The organism is Chryseobacterium sp. MA9 (genome assembly GCF_024399315.1).
GTDB lineage: Bacteria > Bacteroidota > Bacteroidia > Flavobacteriales > Weeksellaceae > Chryseobacterium.
The window spans coordinates 1,495,754-1,510,934 of sequence record NZ_CP075170.1; the positions used below are offsets into that span (position 1 = coordinate 1,495,754).

At 35.3% G+C, this 15,181-nt stretch carries 16 protein-coding genes; 7 read left to right on the forward strand and 9 right to left on the reverse strand.

Annotation, left to right across the window (positions count from 1 at the left end; genetic code table 11):
• Window positions 1–8 precede the first annotated feature (8 nt).
• The 6 genes from KIK00_RS06920 (at window position 9) to KIK00_RS06945 (ending at window position 5,622) form a co-directional block, all read left to right on the forward strand.
• Window positions 9–971 (forward strand): Gfo/Idh/MocA family protein, encoded by a 963-nt coding sequence (locus KIK00_RS06920; protein ID WP_149832655.1) that lies wholly within the window; start codon window positions 9–11, stop codon window positions 969–971.
• 338 nt (window positions 972–1,309) lie between these two features.
• Entirely contained in the window at window positions 1,310–3,040 is a 1,731-nt protein-coding gene (locus tag KIK00_RS06925; RefSeq protein WP_255815819.1) for a cellulase family glycosylhydrolase, read from the forward strand.
• A 66-nt stretch (window positions 3,041–3,106) separates the two neighbouring features.
• Window positions 3,107–3,985 (forward strand): CGA/CIA family class A beta-lactamase, encoded by an 879-nt coding sequence (bla-A, locus tag KIK00_RS06930; protein WP_255815820.1) that lies wholly within the window; start codon window positions 3,107–3,109, stop codon window positions 3,983–3,985.
• A 33-nt stretch (window positions 3,986–4,018) separates the two neighbouring features.
• Window positions 4,019–4,429, forward strand: coding sequence for a hypothetical protein (locus KIK00_RS06935; RefSeq protein WP_255815821.1), 411 nt, complete (start codon window positions 4,019–4,021; stop codon window positions 4,427–4,429).
• Between the two features lie 10 nt (window positions 4,430–4,439).
• The gene (locus KIK00_RS06940) at window positions 4,440–5,330 is read left to right on the forward strand and encodes a 3-hydroxybutyryl-CoA dehydrogenase (protein ID WP_174774454.1); all 891 of its coding nucleotides are present in this window, start codon (window positions 4,440–4,442) and stop codon (window positions 5,328–5,330) included.
• Window positions 5,331–5,382: 52 nt separating this feature from the next.
• Window positions 5,383–5,622, forward strand: a complete 240-nt coding sequence (locus KIK00_RS06945) for a hypothetical protein (RefSeq protein ID WP_002977986.1) — start codon at window positions 5,383–5,385, stop codon at window positions 5,620–5,622.
• Window positions 5,623–5,670: 48 nt separating this feature from the next.
• Here the strand turns inward: KIK00_RS06945 and KIK00_RS06950 are convergent, their stop codons facing one another.
• The 6 genes from KIK00_RS06950 to dnaN all read right to left on the reverse strand — a co-directional run bounded on the left by KIK00_RS06950 (window position 5,671) and on the right by dnaN (window position 12,744).
• Window positions 5,671–6,081, reverse strand: a complete 411-nt coding sequence (locus KIK00_RS06950; protein ID WP_047377637.1) for an META domain-containing protein — start codon at window positions 6,079–6,081, stop codon at window positions 5,671–5,673.
• A 373-nt stretch (window positions 6,082–6,454) separates the two neighbouring features.
• The gene (gene pheT / locus KIK00_RS06955; RefSeq protein WP_255815823.1) at window positions 6,455–8,857 is read right to left on the reverse strand and encodes a phenylalanine--tRNA ligase subunit beta; all 2,403 of its coding nucleotides are present in this window, start codon (window positions 8,855–8,857) and stop codon (window positions 6,455–6,457) included.
• Between the two features lie 206 nt (window positions 8,858–9,063).
• Window positions 9,064–9,681, reverse strand: coding sequence for a DUF417 family protein (locus KIK00_RS06960; RefSeq protein ID WP_255815824.1), 618 nt, complete (start codon window positions 9,679–9,681; stop codon window positions 9,064–9,066).
• A gap of 62 nt (window positions 9,682–9,743) precedes the next feature.
• Window positions 9,744–10,574, reverse strand: a complete 831-nt coding sequence (locus KIK00_RS06965) for an AraC family transcriptional regulator (protein WP_255815825.1) — start codon at window positions 10,572–10,574, stop codon at window positions 9,744–9,746.
• A gap of 56 nt (window positions 10,575–10,630) precedes the next feature.
• Complete coding sequence (locus tag KIK00_RS22865) at window positions 10,631–11,464, reverse strand: M23 family metallopeptidase (RefSeq protein ID WP_304664988.1); 834 nt, start codon at window positions 11,462–11,464, stop codon at window positions 10,631–10,633.
• Between the two features lie 149 nt (window positions 11,465–11,613).
• Complete coding sequence (gene dnaN / locus KIK00_RS06975) at window positions 11,614–12,744, reverse strand: DNA polymerase III subunit beta (RefSeq protein WP_034699704.1); 1,131 nt, start codon at window positions 12,742–12,744, stop codon at window positions 11,614–11,616.
• 332 nt (window positions 12,745–13,076) lie between these two features.
• Here dnaN and KIK00_RS06980 point away from each other — a divergent pair, with 332 nt between their 5' ends.
• Window positions 13,077–13,463 (forward strand): diacylglycerol kinase family protein, encoded by a 387-nt coding sequence (locus KIK00_RS06980; protein WP_255815826.1) that lies wholly within the window; start codon window positions 13,077–13,079, stop codon window positions 13,461–13,463.
• 107 nt (window positions 13,464–13,570) lie between these two features.
• On the opposite strand, the gene KIK00_RS06985 is transcribed toward KIK00_RS06980, so the two are convergent.
• The 3 genes from KIK00_RS06985 to KIK00_RS06995 all read right to left on the reverse strand — a co-directional run bounded on the left by KIK00_RS06985 (window position 13,571) and on the right by KIK00_RS06995 (window position 15,181).
• Window positions 13,571–14,029 (reverse strand): GyrI-like domain-containing protein, encoded by a 459-nt coding sequence (locus tag KIK00_RS06985; RefSeq protein WP_255815827.1) that lies wholly within the window; start codon window positions 14,027–14,029, stop codon window positions 13,571–13,573.
• Between the two features lie 190 nt (window positions 14,030–14,219).
• A complete protein-coding gene (locus KIK00_RS06990; protein ID WP_255815829.1) occupies window positions 14,220–14,552 on the reverse strand; it encodes a gamma-glutamylcyclotransferase family protein in 333 nt (110 codons plus the stop codon).
• On the reverse strand, window positions 14,552–15,181 hold the full coding sequence (locus KIK00_RS06995) for a GDSL-type esterase/lipase family protein (RefSeq protein ID WP_255815831.1): 630 nt from the start codon (window positions 15,179–15,181) through the stop codon (window positions 14,552–14,554). The genes KIK00_RS06990 and KIK00_RS06995 overlap by 1 nt, the downstream gene beginning before the upstream one ends.

Below are 15,181 nucleotides of genomic sequence, written 5' to 3' on the forward strand. Positions count from 1 at the left end.
ATACAGCTATGTTAAAAGCAGGTTTGGTAGGTGCCGGACACTTGGGGAAAATACATTTAAAACTTCTTAATCAATCAGATAGATATGAATTTGTAGGTTTCCATGATAAAGATGTTGAAAACGGAAAGAAATTAGAAGCCGAATTCGGATATAAATATTTTGAAAACTTTGATGAATTGCTTGAGCAGATTGACATGCTTGATATTGTCACTCCTACAGTTTATCATTACGATTATGCTTTAAAAGCCATTGAAAAAGGTCTTCATTTCTTTATTGAAAAACCGGTAACCCAGACTCTTGAGCAGGCAGAAGAAATTTTACGCTTATGCCAGGAAAAAGGAATCAAAGCACAGGTAGGACACGTTGAGAGGTACAATCCGGCTTTTATTGCCACTAAGGAATATATCAGCAATCCGATGTTCATCGAAATACATAGACTGGCAGAATTTAATCCTCGCGGGACAGATGTTTCTGTGGTACTGGACCTTATGATTCATGATCTGGATATTCTGTTGAGCATGGCAAAATCTAAGGTTAAAAACATCCATGCAAGCGGTGTTTGTGTCGTAAGCAAGACTCCGGATATCGCCAATGCAAGGATAGAATTTGAAAACGGATGTGTGGCTAACCTTACCACTTCCAGAATTTCTATGAAAGCTATGAGAAAAAGCAGATTCTTCCAGAAAGATGCTTATATCTCTGTAGACTTCCTTGAGAAAAAGGCTGAAGTGATCAGAATGAAAGATGCTCCTGAAAATCCTACTCCATTTGATATGATTATTGAAAATGCAGATGGAGAAAAGAATCAAATCCTGTTTGAATACCCAAATATTCAGTCCAACAATGCTATTTTGGATGAATTGAATTCTTTTGCGGATGCCATTACAGGTGATAAAAATGTAGAGGTTTCTCTGGAAGACGGAACTGAAGCATTGAAAGTCGCTTTGGAAATCATGAGGCTGATCAGCTAAAAAATAAAAACATGCTGTTTTATGACAGCCCTACATACAATGCTATCTTATAATCGAAAGAATGATTATGAGGTAGCATTTTTAGTTTCCTATGTGCTCAGAATCCTTAAATTTCAGTAAAAACTTTTCGTTAAAAATTACTGATTTATCAATAAAAAAACCTTTTCAAAACAAAAAAACTATATATTTGAAGAACAATTCAATAAAGTATTGAAAGATTTTATTTTACATATATGGATATCTGACACACTAAATGATCTGAGTACAGAATCATCTTGTTCTGTCACCATTCATTATAATCTTTAATTTTCCTATCATTTTAAACCATTGAAACTACTATGAAAAGAGCCATTCTATTATCCGCATTTTTATTGTCTCAATTTGGGACATCACAATTATTAAAGACTTCCGGGCAAAAAATCGTTAATGATAAAGGTGAAAATATCCAGTTGAGAGGTCTGGGCCCGGGCGGTTGGATGCTTCAAGAAGGATATATGCTGAAAACGGCTGACTTTGCCGGCCCTCAATATAAGATTAAAGAAAAAATTGGTGAATTAATTGGTGAAGACGGAATGAACGAATTTTATAAAGCTTATCTGAAAAACGGAATCACCAAACAGGATATTGATTTTCTGGCTAAATCAGGATTCAATTCGGTAAGACTTCCTATGCATTACAATCTGTACACTCTTCCGATTGAAAAAGAATCTGTAAAAGGAAAAGATACATGGCTGGAAGAAGGGTTTAAAATGACCGATGATCTGCTGCAATGGTGTGCTGATAATAAAATATACCTGATCCTTGATCTTCATGCGGCTCCGGGCGGCCAGGGAAATGATGTCAATATTTCTGATAATGATAAGTCTAAGCCTTCACTTTGGGCCAATGAAGAGAATCAGAGAAAAACTGTAGCTCTTTGGAAAAAACTGGCTGAACGATATAAAGACAGCCCATGGATTGGAGGCTACGACCTGATTAATGAGCCTAATATCAATTTCACAGGCAAAAATCCGAACGGTACTGATGAAATGTCTAATGCCCCGCTTTGGAAACTTCAGAAAGATATCACAGCCGCAATCAGGGAGGTTGATAAAAAGCATATTATTTTTATTGAAGGAAATGGCTGGGGAAATAATTATAACGGGCTGCCAGCCATCTGGGATAATAATATGGTTTTCAGTTTTCATAAGTACTGGAATTACAATGATGATCAAACGCTGAAGTTTGCACTGGACCTTCGGGAGAAATATAATATTCCAATCTGGCTTGGTGAAACGGGTGAAAACTCTAATGTCTGGTTTACAGAGCTTATTCAGCTTTTGGATAAACATAACATCGGATATGCATTCTGGCCGATGAAAAAGATTGACAATATTGCAGGAATCACCAATGTCAGGATCACACCTGAATATGAAAAGCTTTTGGACTACTGGAAAAACGGAGGTCAAAAACCTTCTAAAGAATATGCAAAAAAAGCTTTAATGCAGATTGCTGACCACTACAAACTGAGCAATACAGAAGTCAAAAAGGATGTCATTGATGCCATGTTCAGACAGACAACGGATGCTTCTACAAAACCGTTTAAAAATCATCAGGTTCCGGGAAGGATATTCGCTTCGGAATATGATTTGGGGAAAATGGGTTCTGCTTATCTGGACAAAGACTTCATTAATCTATGGGTAAGTGACCCTGCCAAAAGATCAGAATGGAACTCCGGACAGCAGATGAGAAATGATGGTGTAGATATTTATAAATGTAATGATAAAATCACCAATCAATATTATGTGGGAAAAACAGAATCCGGGGAATGGCTCCAGTATACTGTTCAGTCAAAAGGAGATAAAAATTATACGTTTGACATCCGGTATGCATCAGGCACTGATTCGAAAATAAGGATTGAAACAGCTTCCGGAAAAGTTTTAGCAACGGTATCATTACCTTCAAGCGGAGGAAATGAGAACTGGAAAACGATTTCTGTAAAAAATATCAACCTTCAGAAAGGGGAAAACAGCATCAGAATATTCTTTGAAAATGATGGTGTCAATCTGAATTATTTTGAAGTAAAATAGTAATAATTATCTTAAATTGCAGCTCTCTTCCGGTCTTCAGAAGAGGGCTTTTTTAATGATAGTATTATGAAAAAAACAGCATTCTTTTTTCTTCTGATTTCAGCATTTACATTTGCTCAAACTACTTTATTAGAACAAAAAATAAACTCAATTCTTAAGAACAAAAAAGCTACAGTAGGAGTTTCTGTCTTAGGTTTTGAAAATGGTTTTAAATATGATAAAAATGCAGATAAAAAGCTTCCGATGCAAAGTGTATTTAAATTTCACATCGCTGCGACGGTTTTGAATTCTGTAGATCATGGAAAGCTTTTACTGGATCAGAAAATTAAACTGGATAAATCAAATTTACTTGAAAATACATGGTCTCCGCTTCGTGATAAGTATCCGGGTGGAAACGTTGAAGTTTCGTTAAGTGAAGTGATTGAATATACGGTCGCCAAAAGTGATAATAATGGCTGTGATATCCTTCTCAAACTATTGGGAGGAACTCAGCCTGTGCAGAAGTTCATGGATTCCAAAGGGGTAAAAGGTTTTCAGATCAAGTATAATGAAGAGGCAATGCATAAAGACTGGAAGGTTCAATATGAAAATTACAGTACTACAAAATCGGCAGTTAATGTTCTGAAAAAGTTTTATGACGGAAAATTATTATCAAAAAAATCAACAGATTATCTGATGCAAGTAATGCTGTCTACTTCAACAGGATTAAACAAAATGGTAGAACAACTTCCAAAAAACACTCCTGTCGCCAGAAAAACGGGAGCTTCCGGGAAAAATAGTGCAGGTTTAACGGGGGCAGAAAATGAAATTGGCATCGTTACTTTACCTAATGGTAAACATTATGCATTAGCTGTATTTGTCAGTAATTCAATGGAAACGGATGCTGTCAACTGCAGAATGATTTCTGATATTTCTAAGGAGGTTTGGGAATATTTTAATAAATAGAATTTTAAGCTTATTTTTAAAGCGATTTTTAACATGAAAAAAATAATAGTAACAACGGCTCTGCTGGCTTTCACATTCTTTTACTCGCAGAAGAATCAGAATTATTTAGAAATCAGCTATGGAAGCGTATGCTGTGGTCCGCCATCTGATAAGCCTGTTATGAGTTTTCTGAAGGAATTCAGGAATAAAAGCCAGATAAAAAGCATGGAAGTTCTGATACAGAAAGGCAGAGGCAGAGAAGGTGAATTCACATTATATGTTGGTACAGACTATCTTACAAAAAATCAGAAAAGCCGTCTTATAAGAGGATTAATGGCTACTGTTTCTAATCAGAACAACAGTAAGAAAACCCAAAGTACAGGAAACGTTTTCTTTGATTCGGCAACGGTTGTTTCTCAATCGGATCTTACAGACGTAAAAAATTTAACTATCTATAAAAAATAAAGGAAAAATGATCAAAAACATTGTAGTTATCGGAGCGGGAACCATGGGAAATGGTATTGCACATACTTTCGCACAAAGCGGTTTTAAAGTAAATCTTGTAGATGTATCTCAGGAAGCTCTGGACAGAGGTTTAAAAACCATTACTACCAATCTTGACAGAATCATTGCTAAAGGAAATCTTACAGAAGAGCAAAAAGCTGAAACACTGGGAAACATCACTACTTTCACAGCACTAAATGATGCAGTAGGCGCTGCAGATCTTATTGTAGAGGCTGCTACAGAAAACATGGATCTTAAACTGAAGATCTTTGGCCAAATGGACGAACTGGCTCCTGAAGGCTGTATCCTTGCAACCAATACTTCATCTATATCTATCACGAAAATTGCGGCAGCTACCAAAAGAGCTGATAAAGTAATCGGTATGCACTTCATGAACCCGGTTCCAATCATGAAACTGGTAGAAATCATCAAAGGATACTCTACTTCTAAAGAGACTTTTGATGCCATCTATGAAATGAGTAAAACTTTAGGTAAAGTTCCTGTAGAAGTGAATGACTATCCAGGTTTTGTGGCTAACAGAATTTTGATGCCAATGATCAATGAATCTATAGAAACACTTTATAACGGAGTGGCTGGTGTAGAAGAAATTGATACAGTAATGAAATTGGGAATGGCCCATCCGATGGGGCCGCTTCAGCTGGCAGACTTTATTGGTCTGGATGTATGCCTTGCCATCCTGAATGTAATGTATGATGGTTTCAAAAACCCGAAGTATGCCCCTAATCCATTGCTGGTAAATATGGTAACAGCAGGAAAACTTGGAGTAAAATCAGGTGAAGGATTCTACGATTATTCTGAAAGTAAAAAAGCTGAAAAAGTTTCAAAAATGTTTTTGAAGTAATTTTAAAGTCAATAATTTTATTTATCTTTGAGAAAGTTAAAACATTAAAAAAATGAAATTACCAAAGTTTTTATTAGCAGATAATTCGGAGTTTCCAGAAGATCTATTCGTAGTTCATACAGAATACCCAAGATTTATCTTAAACGTTGAGGAAGAAGAAGTTGAGTGGTTAGATGATCTTGAAGGTGATGATGAAGAAACTATGGCAGACGAAGCTACTAAAGTAGTAGAAGCGGCGTTTAAATGGTGCGACGAAGAGTTGGCTAAGTACGACGAAGAAGAGGAAGATTAATAACACTCTAAACATAAAAAAGGAACTCAATTGAGTTCCTTTTGTTTTTTATTCTGATTTATTGAATTTCAATAATAAAAGATTGTCTTTATACAATTCTAAAGTATTTCCGGAAATCACATATTTATTTGCTTTTCCCATCATATCCATAAAATTCTGTTCTACTCCGATGTTATTACACATCATTTTTGTAGATCCCATTTGTCCTGCTGTAAAACCACCTGTAGACGGATCTATTGAAGCCGTTCCGAAATAGTTGTTACATCCGGCATTTCCTGTGATCTTCTCTCCTTCAATATTCAATGTCGGGATTTTACCTTTTACATTGTCAGCCAATGTCCATTTTGTATTGGCAAGAGCAGGCTGAGCCTTTCCTACTTTAGACGCAGACGGGCTTGTCATGGATCCACATGAAGCCAAAACTGCAGCTGTACATATACTTAAAAAAAGATTTTTCATTTTTTTCTTTTTGAATTAATCCAAATTTACGGAAATTATATTATTTAAACGGGTTGACGTGAATTTTATTATTCTTTAACACTTGGTATTTTGAATATTTTTCCGGCTATTTTTTAAAGTGAAAGATATTATTTATAGTCATAAACTGGAAAACGCAAAGACGCAAGTGTATTAATATGCAGCGAGTTTTAGGCGCAAGGATTTTATCTTCGATAAAATTTTACAGTGTCTTTGTCATTCCGAAGGAATCTATATTTAATTGGTTTATAAAATATACCGAAACAGCATAACCATACAACCGAAATTATTTAAAATAAAGACCCGGACTTTAAAAAGTCCGGGTCTTTTATCGTGAAATATATATTTTCAAGTATTAAGATCTCAACTCAGCATTGAATTCTTTCTGGAAAGCTTTGATTAAAGAATCCATTACTTCAGTAATCTCTTTTTCTTCCAGTGTTTTCTCTTCATTCAACAGTTCAAAGCTCATTGCATAAGACTTTTTACCTTCAGGAAGATTTTTACCTTCATATACGTCGAATAGGTTAACATTCTTAATGAAGGGAGATTTATTCTTTTTAGCTGTCTGATATAAATCCTGATAGTTTACATTCTTATCAATTAATAAAGCTAAGTCTCTTCTGATTTTATTGAATTTCGGAATGTCTTTGAATTTCAATTCGTTTTTAGAACGTAATTCCTGAGCATATTCCAGTTCAATTTCTGCATAGAAACAATCCTGATCAATATCAAAATCTTTTAACAAAGCAGGTGCTACTTTTCCGATTCTTACCAAAGCTTTACCATTTGCTTCATATACCAATGCATCAGAGAATCTTTCATCGGATAGAGCCGCTTCTTTATAATCTACGGCCAGTCTTTCCAATAAAACTTTTACATAAGCCTTAAGATTATAGAAACTAACGGCAGACTTAGGCTGAAGCCAGTTTTCTGCAACGTCTCTACCTGAAACCAACAAAGCTAATTGTTTTCTTTCTTCGTATTTATCTTTTTTGTGATAAATTTTTCCTAATTCGAAGAATTTGATGTCCTGATTCTTTCTGTTGATATTATATACTGCATTCTGAAGAAGTCCTTCTAATAGAGACTTTCTCATGAATGCTAAATCTCCGCTTAAAGGATTTAACAACCTTACAGCATCGGTTTCGTCTTTTACAGAAGTCAATGAGTTATTCATAACTTCATTAAAGCCAATGCTCTGTAAAGCTCTTGCCCAGCTGTTTTCCAATTCATCCTGATCGTTAGCACTTAGCTTAACAGGGGTAAACGAAATTTTCTGTGGGGCATCTATTTTGTTGTATCCGTAGATTCTTAAGATCTCTTCAATTACATCAATTTCTCTTGTTACATCTGCTCTGTAAGCAGGAACAGAGATTTCAAAACCATTAGGAATTTCATTCAGAACCTGAATTTCCAATGCTTTTAAGATTTCTTTTACTTTTTCTCTGTGAATTTTTGTTCCTAAAATCTGTTCAATTTTAGAGAATCTCAAGATCACATAACTGTCTTCTATCTTCTTAGGATATTCTTCCAATAACTCTCCTACTAATTTTCCTTCTGCAATTTCCTGAATCATTTTAATAGCGTGAGTGATGGCCGTTCTTGTAATATTCGGGTCTACTCCTCTTTCAAATCTGAAAGAAGCATCTGTATTCAGACTGTGGGCCTTTGCCCCTTTTCTTACCGCAATCGGGTTGAAATAAGCACTTTCAAGGAATATTGTTTTTGTAGTTTCTGATACTCCGGAATTCTCTCCACCGAATACTCCGGCGATACACATTGGATTATCCTTACCGTCTTTGATCATGATTTCAGAACCGTTCAATGTTCTTTCAACTCCGTCTAAAGTGATAAATTTTGTTCCTGGTTTTACAACCCCTACTTTCACTTTCTTATCTGCAATTTTATCTGCATCAAATGCGTGAAGCGGCTGTCCGTATCCGTGAAGAATATAATTAGTAATATCTACAACATTATTGATGGGGCTTAATCCGATTGCTTTTAATCTGTCTTTTAACCAAGATGGTGATTCTGCTACTTTTATGTCTTCAATAACAGCTCCGATATATCTTGGACACAATTCTGCATCTTCGATTTCCAGGGTAAAATCATGAGTTCCCTCATTATTCAAAGCTTCAGAAGCCACTTTGTTAAATTGAGATTTCAGCTGGTTTGTAGAAAGATAAGCATGAAGATCTCTTGCAACGCCATAGTGAGACATTGCATCTGTTCTGTTCGGCGTTAATCCGATTTCAAACACCTCATCATTGGTAAGCTCAAAATAATCAGCAAAGTTTTTTCCTACTTCATATTTTGTTTCATCCAGCACCATGATTCCTCCGTGATCTTCACTAAGACCTAATTCATCTTCTGCACAGATCATTCCCTGAGAAACCTCACCTCTTATTTTTGCTTCTTTAATTTCAAAAAAGTTTCCGGTTTTGTCATAGATTTTTGTTCCGACAACGGCTACAGGAACTGTCTGCCCAGCTTCCACGTTAGGAGCTCCGCAAACAATATTCAATACTTTTCCATTTCCTACATCTACTGTTGTCTTCTTCAGTTTGTCAGCATTCGGATGCTTTTCGCAGGTTAATACTTTACCTACAACAATTCCTTCCAGACTGCCTCTTACGCTTTCAAATTTATCTATCCCTTCAACCTCAAGACCTATATCTGTAAGGAATTCACCGATTCTTTCAGTTTTTGATTCCGTTTTTACAAAGTCCTTCAGCCAGTTGTTTGATATTTTCATTTGTTTATCTATCTACTTATTTAATTCGTCAGATAACCACTAAGGTTCATCTGCTCTATTTTGAAACTTTTATTTGAAATTCCACGCCTTATTTCGATGTGATTTTTCGAGCTACAAATGTCGTGTTTTTTTGAGAAATAGAGAAATTTAGAAGCGACTTTAAGAGAATTAATTTTCGTTAATAATTCTTCTTCTGATTGATGAATCTATCGGGCAGATGGTTTCAATACTTTCTTCAGACTATCAGAAAATAATATCAGCCCTCCGGCCATCATGATAATATCTTTCAAGATCAAACGTCCTGCTCCGGACAGATAGGGAAACCCAAACTGAGGTGTAGGATAATCTCCACCCAGATTCGGCACGTATACCTCAGGGGTAGTTCCTAAAAATGACAGGGTAACCATTGACATTAAAAACGTTAAAACACCTCCGATTGCTCCAATTTTAGGAAACCAGATCCCCAACAATACCAAAACCCCAATTATTACGATCATTGTACCCAAACCATAAGAAAACGCATAAGTCCTGTTCTCTTTATGCCAATCAATATTTTTCTGAATGACCTTTCCTTCCGGATTTTTATACAGGGTATATTCTGCAACAAGCTTTTTCTCTTCATTAAGAACTTTATTTCCGGCATTTTTGTAGAAGAAACTCATAACAGGGCTATTAGCTACAAAGGGTACAATTCCATCCGCTTCATAATGAAATGCCTTTAAGCCTCCAATCCAGACCATAACGATGAAGATTGAAATTCTGAGAAAAGTGAAAAACAAGGTATCCAATTGTAATAAACGGTGATAAAGTCTGTTGTTTTGCATGTGATTTATTTTTTTCAAAGGTATTCACATGCATACAGCGCCAACATAGATATTTGAGGACATTACATGGACATTTTCGCCACCACAGAGATTCCTACCTGTTCTCTATATTTTTTTGGGGAACATCCTACTGATTTTTTAAAATACCTGCTGAAGTAAAATTCATCTGTAAATCCAAGCTCTGAAGCAATTTCTTTTATGGATCTATAGGTTAAATGCAGCAGTTTTTTTGATTCCAGGATGATTCTCTCATTGATAAGCTGAGTGGGTGTTTTGGAAAATTCTTTCTTTACAGCTTTGCTTAATGTATTATTGGTGATATTCAGTCTATCACTGTAAAATGAAAGTTCTTTTTCACTTTTAAAATGTACTTCTAGCAGCTTCTGAAATTCTGCAGCATTTTTGTTAGGCAGTTTATCGTGAGAAAACCTACTGCTCTCAGTACTGCTTTTCTGTTTGCTTCCAATGGCAAGGATAAGCTGTATATAAGTTTTGATAATGGATTCTGAAAACTGATGTTTTTCAGATTCTTCTTTTTTGATGTGATTAAAAAGCTCGAGAATATAGTTATAGTTTTCTTCTGACAGCTCAACACCCGGATTCAGGTAAATATTATTGAAAAGAAGCCCGTTGCAGGCCACTTCTTCTTTATGATATTCGATACAATAATAGTCACCATGGAAGAAAAGCATATGGATATTTTCATTAGATTCCGAAGCCAGTTTCAGTTTTTGATAAGGAGAAAGAAACAGTATGTTGTATCCACTGTAAGAATAATTAATATCATCCACAGAGAAAACACCGGAACCTTTCCATAGAATAACACTATAGTTTTCAGTGGTGAATTCTGATGGAAAATCTGAAGTAGGATAAGACTGTATTTTTATTTCCATGGTTAATTCCTTTTAAGCACCAATAACTCTAATGATTCACAAATAACACTGTCTATCTAATACTCTTTTGAATATGTTTTTTTCTCTGTCAGATATTCATTTTTGCTTCCATTACCAGTTCTGAAAAGGGTTTTAAGGGTATTTTTCTGCTTAGGTTTTGAGGGATCGGGAAGAAAGCACTGGAAATGTAAATGGGGACCATTTGTCCAGCCTGTGTTACCGCTCAATCCTATTAAATCACCTTTTTTAACCTCATCTCCTATTTTAACTTTAACTCCATTTTGCTTCAGGTGAAAATACTGTGCAATGGTTCCATCCGAATGTAAAATTGAAATATAATTAGCCTGATTAGCACAACTTGCTGTAGGGCATCCTGTATTATTATTCTGAACAGCATCAATCACTTTGCCTTCTCTTGCTGCTGTGATTTCTGTTCCTTCAGGCATTACGAAATCTAAAGAGTTTTCATTCTGGTGAGAAAATATTCCATTGTACCCCTGATAAACATTGAAGGATTTCCCTTTTTGAAAAGGAAGGTCATATATATAGTCAGCATCATAGGTCTTTATCGTTGCATCTCCAGCCAATGTATAATAAGCAGGCATTTTCTTAATTTTCCAACCTTTTTTATTATCATTGACAACAAAATAAGCAATTCTGTTTTTCATTGATTTAGGAGGCAGCACTCTGATCATTTTAAATGCTTCCGGACTTTTCAAATTTTCTGTTTCCGGCTGTTCAGAGAAAGTTATTGAAATGGGATAGATTTCAATATTATCAGCATAGTAAGTGATAATATCTTTCGTATGTTCATAATACATTTTTGCGCTCTTCTGAGAGAAAGCCCATAGAGAGCAGATAAGTGATCCGAGAATTGTTATTTTTTTCATGTTTATTAAAATGTTTTTTCTTACTATACTTTTGCCTTGACGCTCCTAATACCTAAGTCGATTCTACAGAATTACAGCTATAAGCGGAATGCAGAATTACAAAAAAAGCCGGAAAAATTCCAGCTTTCTTTTATTTATATACGTTAATGTTATAATCCGATTACCGGCATTGACAGCATTAAGATATTTTCGTTTTCTTCAAGACCGTCAAGAGGTTCAATGATCCCTGGTCTGTTAGGTTGGGACATTTTCATGGTGATATCGTCAGATCCTAAGATCGTCAGCATTTCAGTTAAAAATTTAGAACTGAATCCGATATTGATATCTTCTCCATTGTAGTCACAAGGAATCTGCATATCTGCTTTATTTGCATATTCAGTATCTTCTGCATGAAGGTGAAGAATATTTCCGGAAAGCTTGAATCTTACCTGATTGGTAGATTTATTAGACATGATAGATGCTCTTTTGATAGCTCCTAACAGAAGATTTCTGTTGATTGTCAATACATTTGGATTTTCCTTTGGAATTACCGCTGTATAGTTTGGATATTTTCCATCAATCAGTCTACAGATCCAGATATGCTTACCAAAAGTAAACTTGGCCATATTCTCATTGAAATCGATAGTAACGTCTTCATTGGAACTTGCCAGGATATTTTTGAAAATGTTCAGAGGCTTTTTAGGCATGATAAACTCCATCGGTTCAGCATTCATAAGGTCTGCTCTTTTGTACACCACCAATCTGTGGGAGTCTGTAGAAACGAAATTGGTTTCGTTTTCTCCAAACTGGAAAAGAACCCCTGTCATTACTGGGCGAAGGGAATCATTACTTGTAGCGAATAGTGTGTTTGTCAAAGCTTCAGACAGAACTCCTGCCGGCATCGTAACACTTTGTGAAGCGTCGAATTCCGGTAATTCGGGATAGTCATCAGCATTGTCTAATGCTACTGCGAAATTATCTTTTTCATCTAAAATCTCAAGCTGGCTTCCAGTACCTTCGGCATTGTCTTTTACAACAAATGTCAGAGGCTGTTCACCATATGTCTTGATAAAATCCTGAAAAATTTTAGCAGGAACAGCAAATTTACCTGTATCATCAGACTTTACTTCCAGAGAAGTAACAAGAGTTGTCTCTCCGTCAGATGCTGTAATGGTAACATTATTTCCGTCTAATTCAAAAAGATAGTTTTCTAAAATCGGTCTCGATTGAGAGCTTGATATTACGCCACTTACAGTTTGCAAAGCCTTCTGCAGTTCACCACTTGAAATAATAAATTTCATAGATTTATAAAATAAGTTTCTACAAATATAATAAATAGATACAATAAAGAAAAGAATAATATGGAGGAGTTTTTAACAAAGAGCCTTAATTTGTTTTGAGCCTTGATATTATGCTTAAATTTCTTTTGATCCTGAAATTTTCTTCAAAACATTCACTTTATTTCCATTTGTATTTATTCTTTTTTTCTTCAAAACTTATTAAAACATTAGTATTGGAAGCAAAAGAGGATAAATATTAATCATTTTCTTTTATAATATCCTATTTCAAATATAAAAGATAATTTACAACAATCAAAATACAAAGGCTATCTTTGTCTTAAAAGTTCAGAATCATGCAAAAATCTCCCATTCATAAAAGTTTTCTCAATGCATTCCGGGGTGTTTTCATGATGATAAAAACGGAAAGGAATTTCCAGATTGAACTTTTGGCATTTTTTGTCAACCTCTTCTTCATTTTCTATTTCCGTCTTAATAGTACGGATGCTGCTTTGGTCCTGATTGCTTCTTTTGCAGTTCTGACAGCCGAAATTTTCAATACTGCCATTGAAAAGATCTGTGATATCATTCAACCTGATTTCGACAAAAGAATCGGGTTTATTAAAGATATTGCTGCAGGAGCTGTTTTTTTAACAGCTATTGCCTCGGTGATTATTGGGATTCTGGTGTATGGAAAATATGTTGTAAGATTGATGAAGACTATAAAACTGTTGTTCCTGTAGGTTCTGACCACCCCGTCAAAAAATCAAAGAATTTTTGCCACCCCTCCGAGGGAGGGGAATTTCACGTCTTCAGTTCAAAAGTCTGTGAAGGCAAGTTTTTTTTCATCTTATTTGACGGCAATTAAGATATCGACTTCGGCATCTGAAGGATTTTGTGCTTTTTCTCCATAGACTTCAAAATCGGCTGTAAACACTCTTCCCAGATCCATTTCCCAGATTTTCAACCATTCATTGATGATCAACCCTTTTGAAAGGTCTCCTTTTGTGGTAAATTTCACATAATCTCCACCGTCAAAAGAATAACCTATCATTCCTTCTGGAATATTGTCAAGGTTTTCCACTTTACATCCAAGAACTGTAGTATAAGGCTTTGTATGGTCTTTTTCGTAATCCGTATAGATTGAATAAATAGTGTTGTCTATCTTATTTGGAATCGAATTAATAATATTTTCATTCATCATTTTTTCCCATAAAACCGGAATATCTTTTCCTGCCTGTCCATTTTCATTGGTTGTTCTTACTGAAATACCGATTACCTTAAAAGGTTCTACTTTCATGTTATTCATTTCTTGATTTTTGTTATGTGGCAAAGATAAAGACAGGTTGTGACAAGGGTATGTCAGGAGTTTTTTAATTGGTTTAAATATCTTTTTTAAATAAACGGACTAAATCCCGTTCCTATTAATTGTATTTTGTCTTGTAAATTTGAATAGTAAAATAATATTTTTTGAGATTGCTTCGCTTTGCTCGCAATGACTATTTTCCAACATAAATAAATCCTTTCTTTCCGGATTTAAAAACAGTTTCAATTCTTTTATAGTCATCCACTTCATATTCATCTGCCTGAAGGATTTCCGCTTCTGTCACTTCAAAAAGCACTCCTTCTATCAGGTCTTCATCATTTCCTGAAAACTCTAGCACAGGATGGTATTTCTGTCCGCTTTTCCGCAATACTTCAGGGTCTGTAATTTCAATACTGTTCAGTTTATATCCTGATAAAACATCTTTCTCTCCTTGCAAAATTCTACCGAAAGTTTCAAGCTGTACCTGCTCTTTCTGCAGGGTTCCGTAAGAAAATAAGTGGGTCATTATAAATATTTTTCAATAATTGGTATAGCTACCTCAGCCATCATTCCGTATCCTTTTTCGTTGGGATGCACTCCGTCTGCAGACAATAGAATCTCTTTATCTTCTAAAAATGCAGCATAAAAATCTATATATCCCAATGAGTGTTCTGAAGCAAGGTCTTTAAGGATCTGGTTATAGACAACAACTTCCCTATTTGTTCTTAACTTCCCTGAGCTCACCACTACTCCATCTATTTTTTGAGAGAAAGGAAGAATACTCACAAGATAAATTTCGTTGGAAAATTCTTTGGCATGCGCAATGGCAGTACTCATGTTGTTTTTAAATTTTTCAGGATCTACGATCTGTACTCCTTCTTTTATGGCAAGATCATTGGCTCCATAGCTTAAAAAAACGATGTTTCCATCAGCAGAATTTCTTGCGTTGAGTTCGTGGGGAATTCTTTTCAGTAATCCTTCTGTAGTTTCTCCTCCGATTCCTAAATTGAATAAGATCAGTTCATCCCCATTTCCTTCGTGAAATTGCTGCAGGGCATACCTTTTCAAAATATCTACCCAACCTCCAAAAACACCGTCATATTCTCCGTAAGTAATGCTGTCACCAAAGAACAGCCCATAAATAATTTTCTTCAT

Bases quoted from the DNA above. Each gene is read 5' to 3' on its own strand.
- KIK00_RS06920 (WP_149832655.1), top strand. From the start codon at position 9: ATGTTAAAAGCAGGTTTGGTAGGTGCCGGACACTTGGGGAAAATACAT.
- KIK00_RS06925 (WP_255815819.1), top strand. From the start codon at position 1,310: ATGAAAAGAGCCATTCTATTATCCGCATTTTTATTGTCTCAATTTGGG.
- bla-A (WP_255815820.1), top strand. From the start codon at position 3,107: ATGAAAAAAACAGCATTCTTTTTTCTTCTGATTTCAGCATTTACATTT.
- KIK00_RS06935 (WP_255815821.1), top strand. From the start codon at position 4,019: ATGAAAAAAATAATAGTAACAACGGCTCTGCTGGCTTTCACATTCTTT.
- KIK00_RS06945 (WP_002977986.1), top strand. From the start codon at position 5,383: ATGAAATTACCAAAGTTTTTATTAGCAGATAATTCGGAGTTTCCAGAA.
- KIK00_RS06950 (WP_047377637.1), bottom strand. From the start codon at position 6,081: ATGAAAAATCTTTTTTTAAGTATATGTACAGCTGCAGTTTTGGCTTCA.
- pheT (WP_255815823.1), bottom strand. From the start codon at position 8,857: ATGAAAATATCAAACAACTGGCTGAAGGACTTTGTAAAAACGGAATCA.
- KIK00_RS06960 (WP_255815824.1), bottom strand. From the start codon at position 9,681: ATGCAAAACAACAGACTTTATCACCGTTTATTACAATTGGATACCTTG.
- KIK00_RS06965 (WP_255815825.1), bottom strand. From the start codon at position 10,574: ATGGAAATAAAAATACAGTCTTATCCTACTTCAGATTTTCCATCAGAA.
- KIK00_RS22865 (WP_304664988.1), bottom strand. From the start codon at position 11,464: ATGAAAAAAATAACAATTCTCGGATCACTTATCTGCTCTCTATGGGCT.
- dnaN (WP_034699704.1), bottom strand. From the start codon at position 12,744: ATGAAATTTATTATTTCAAGTGGTGAACTGCAGAAGGCTTTGCAAACT.
- KIK00_RS06980 (WP_255815826.1), top strand. From the start codon at position 13,077: ATGCAAAAATCTCCCATTCATAAAAGTTTTCTCAATGCATTCCGGGGT.
- KIK00_RS06985 (WP_255815827.1), bottom strand. From the start codon at position 14,029: ATGAATAACATGAAAGTAGAACCTTTTAAGGTAATCGGTATTTCAGTA.
- KIK00_RS06990 (WP_255815829.1), bottom strand. From the start codon at position 14,552: ATGACCCACTTATTTTCTTACGGAACCCTGCAGAAAGAGCAGGTACAG.
- KIK00_RS06995 (WP_255815831.1), bottom strand. From the start codon at position 15,181: ATGAAGAAAATTATTTATGGGCTGTTCTTTGGTGACAGCATTACTTAC.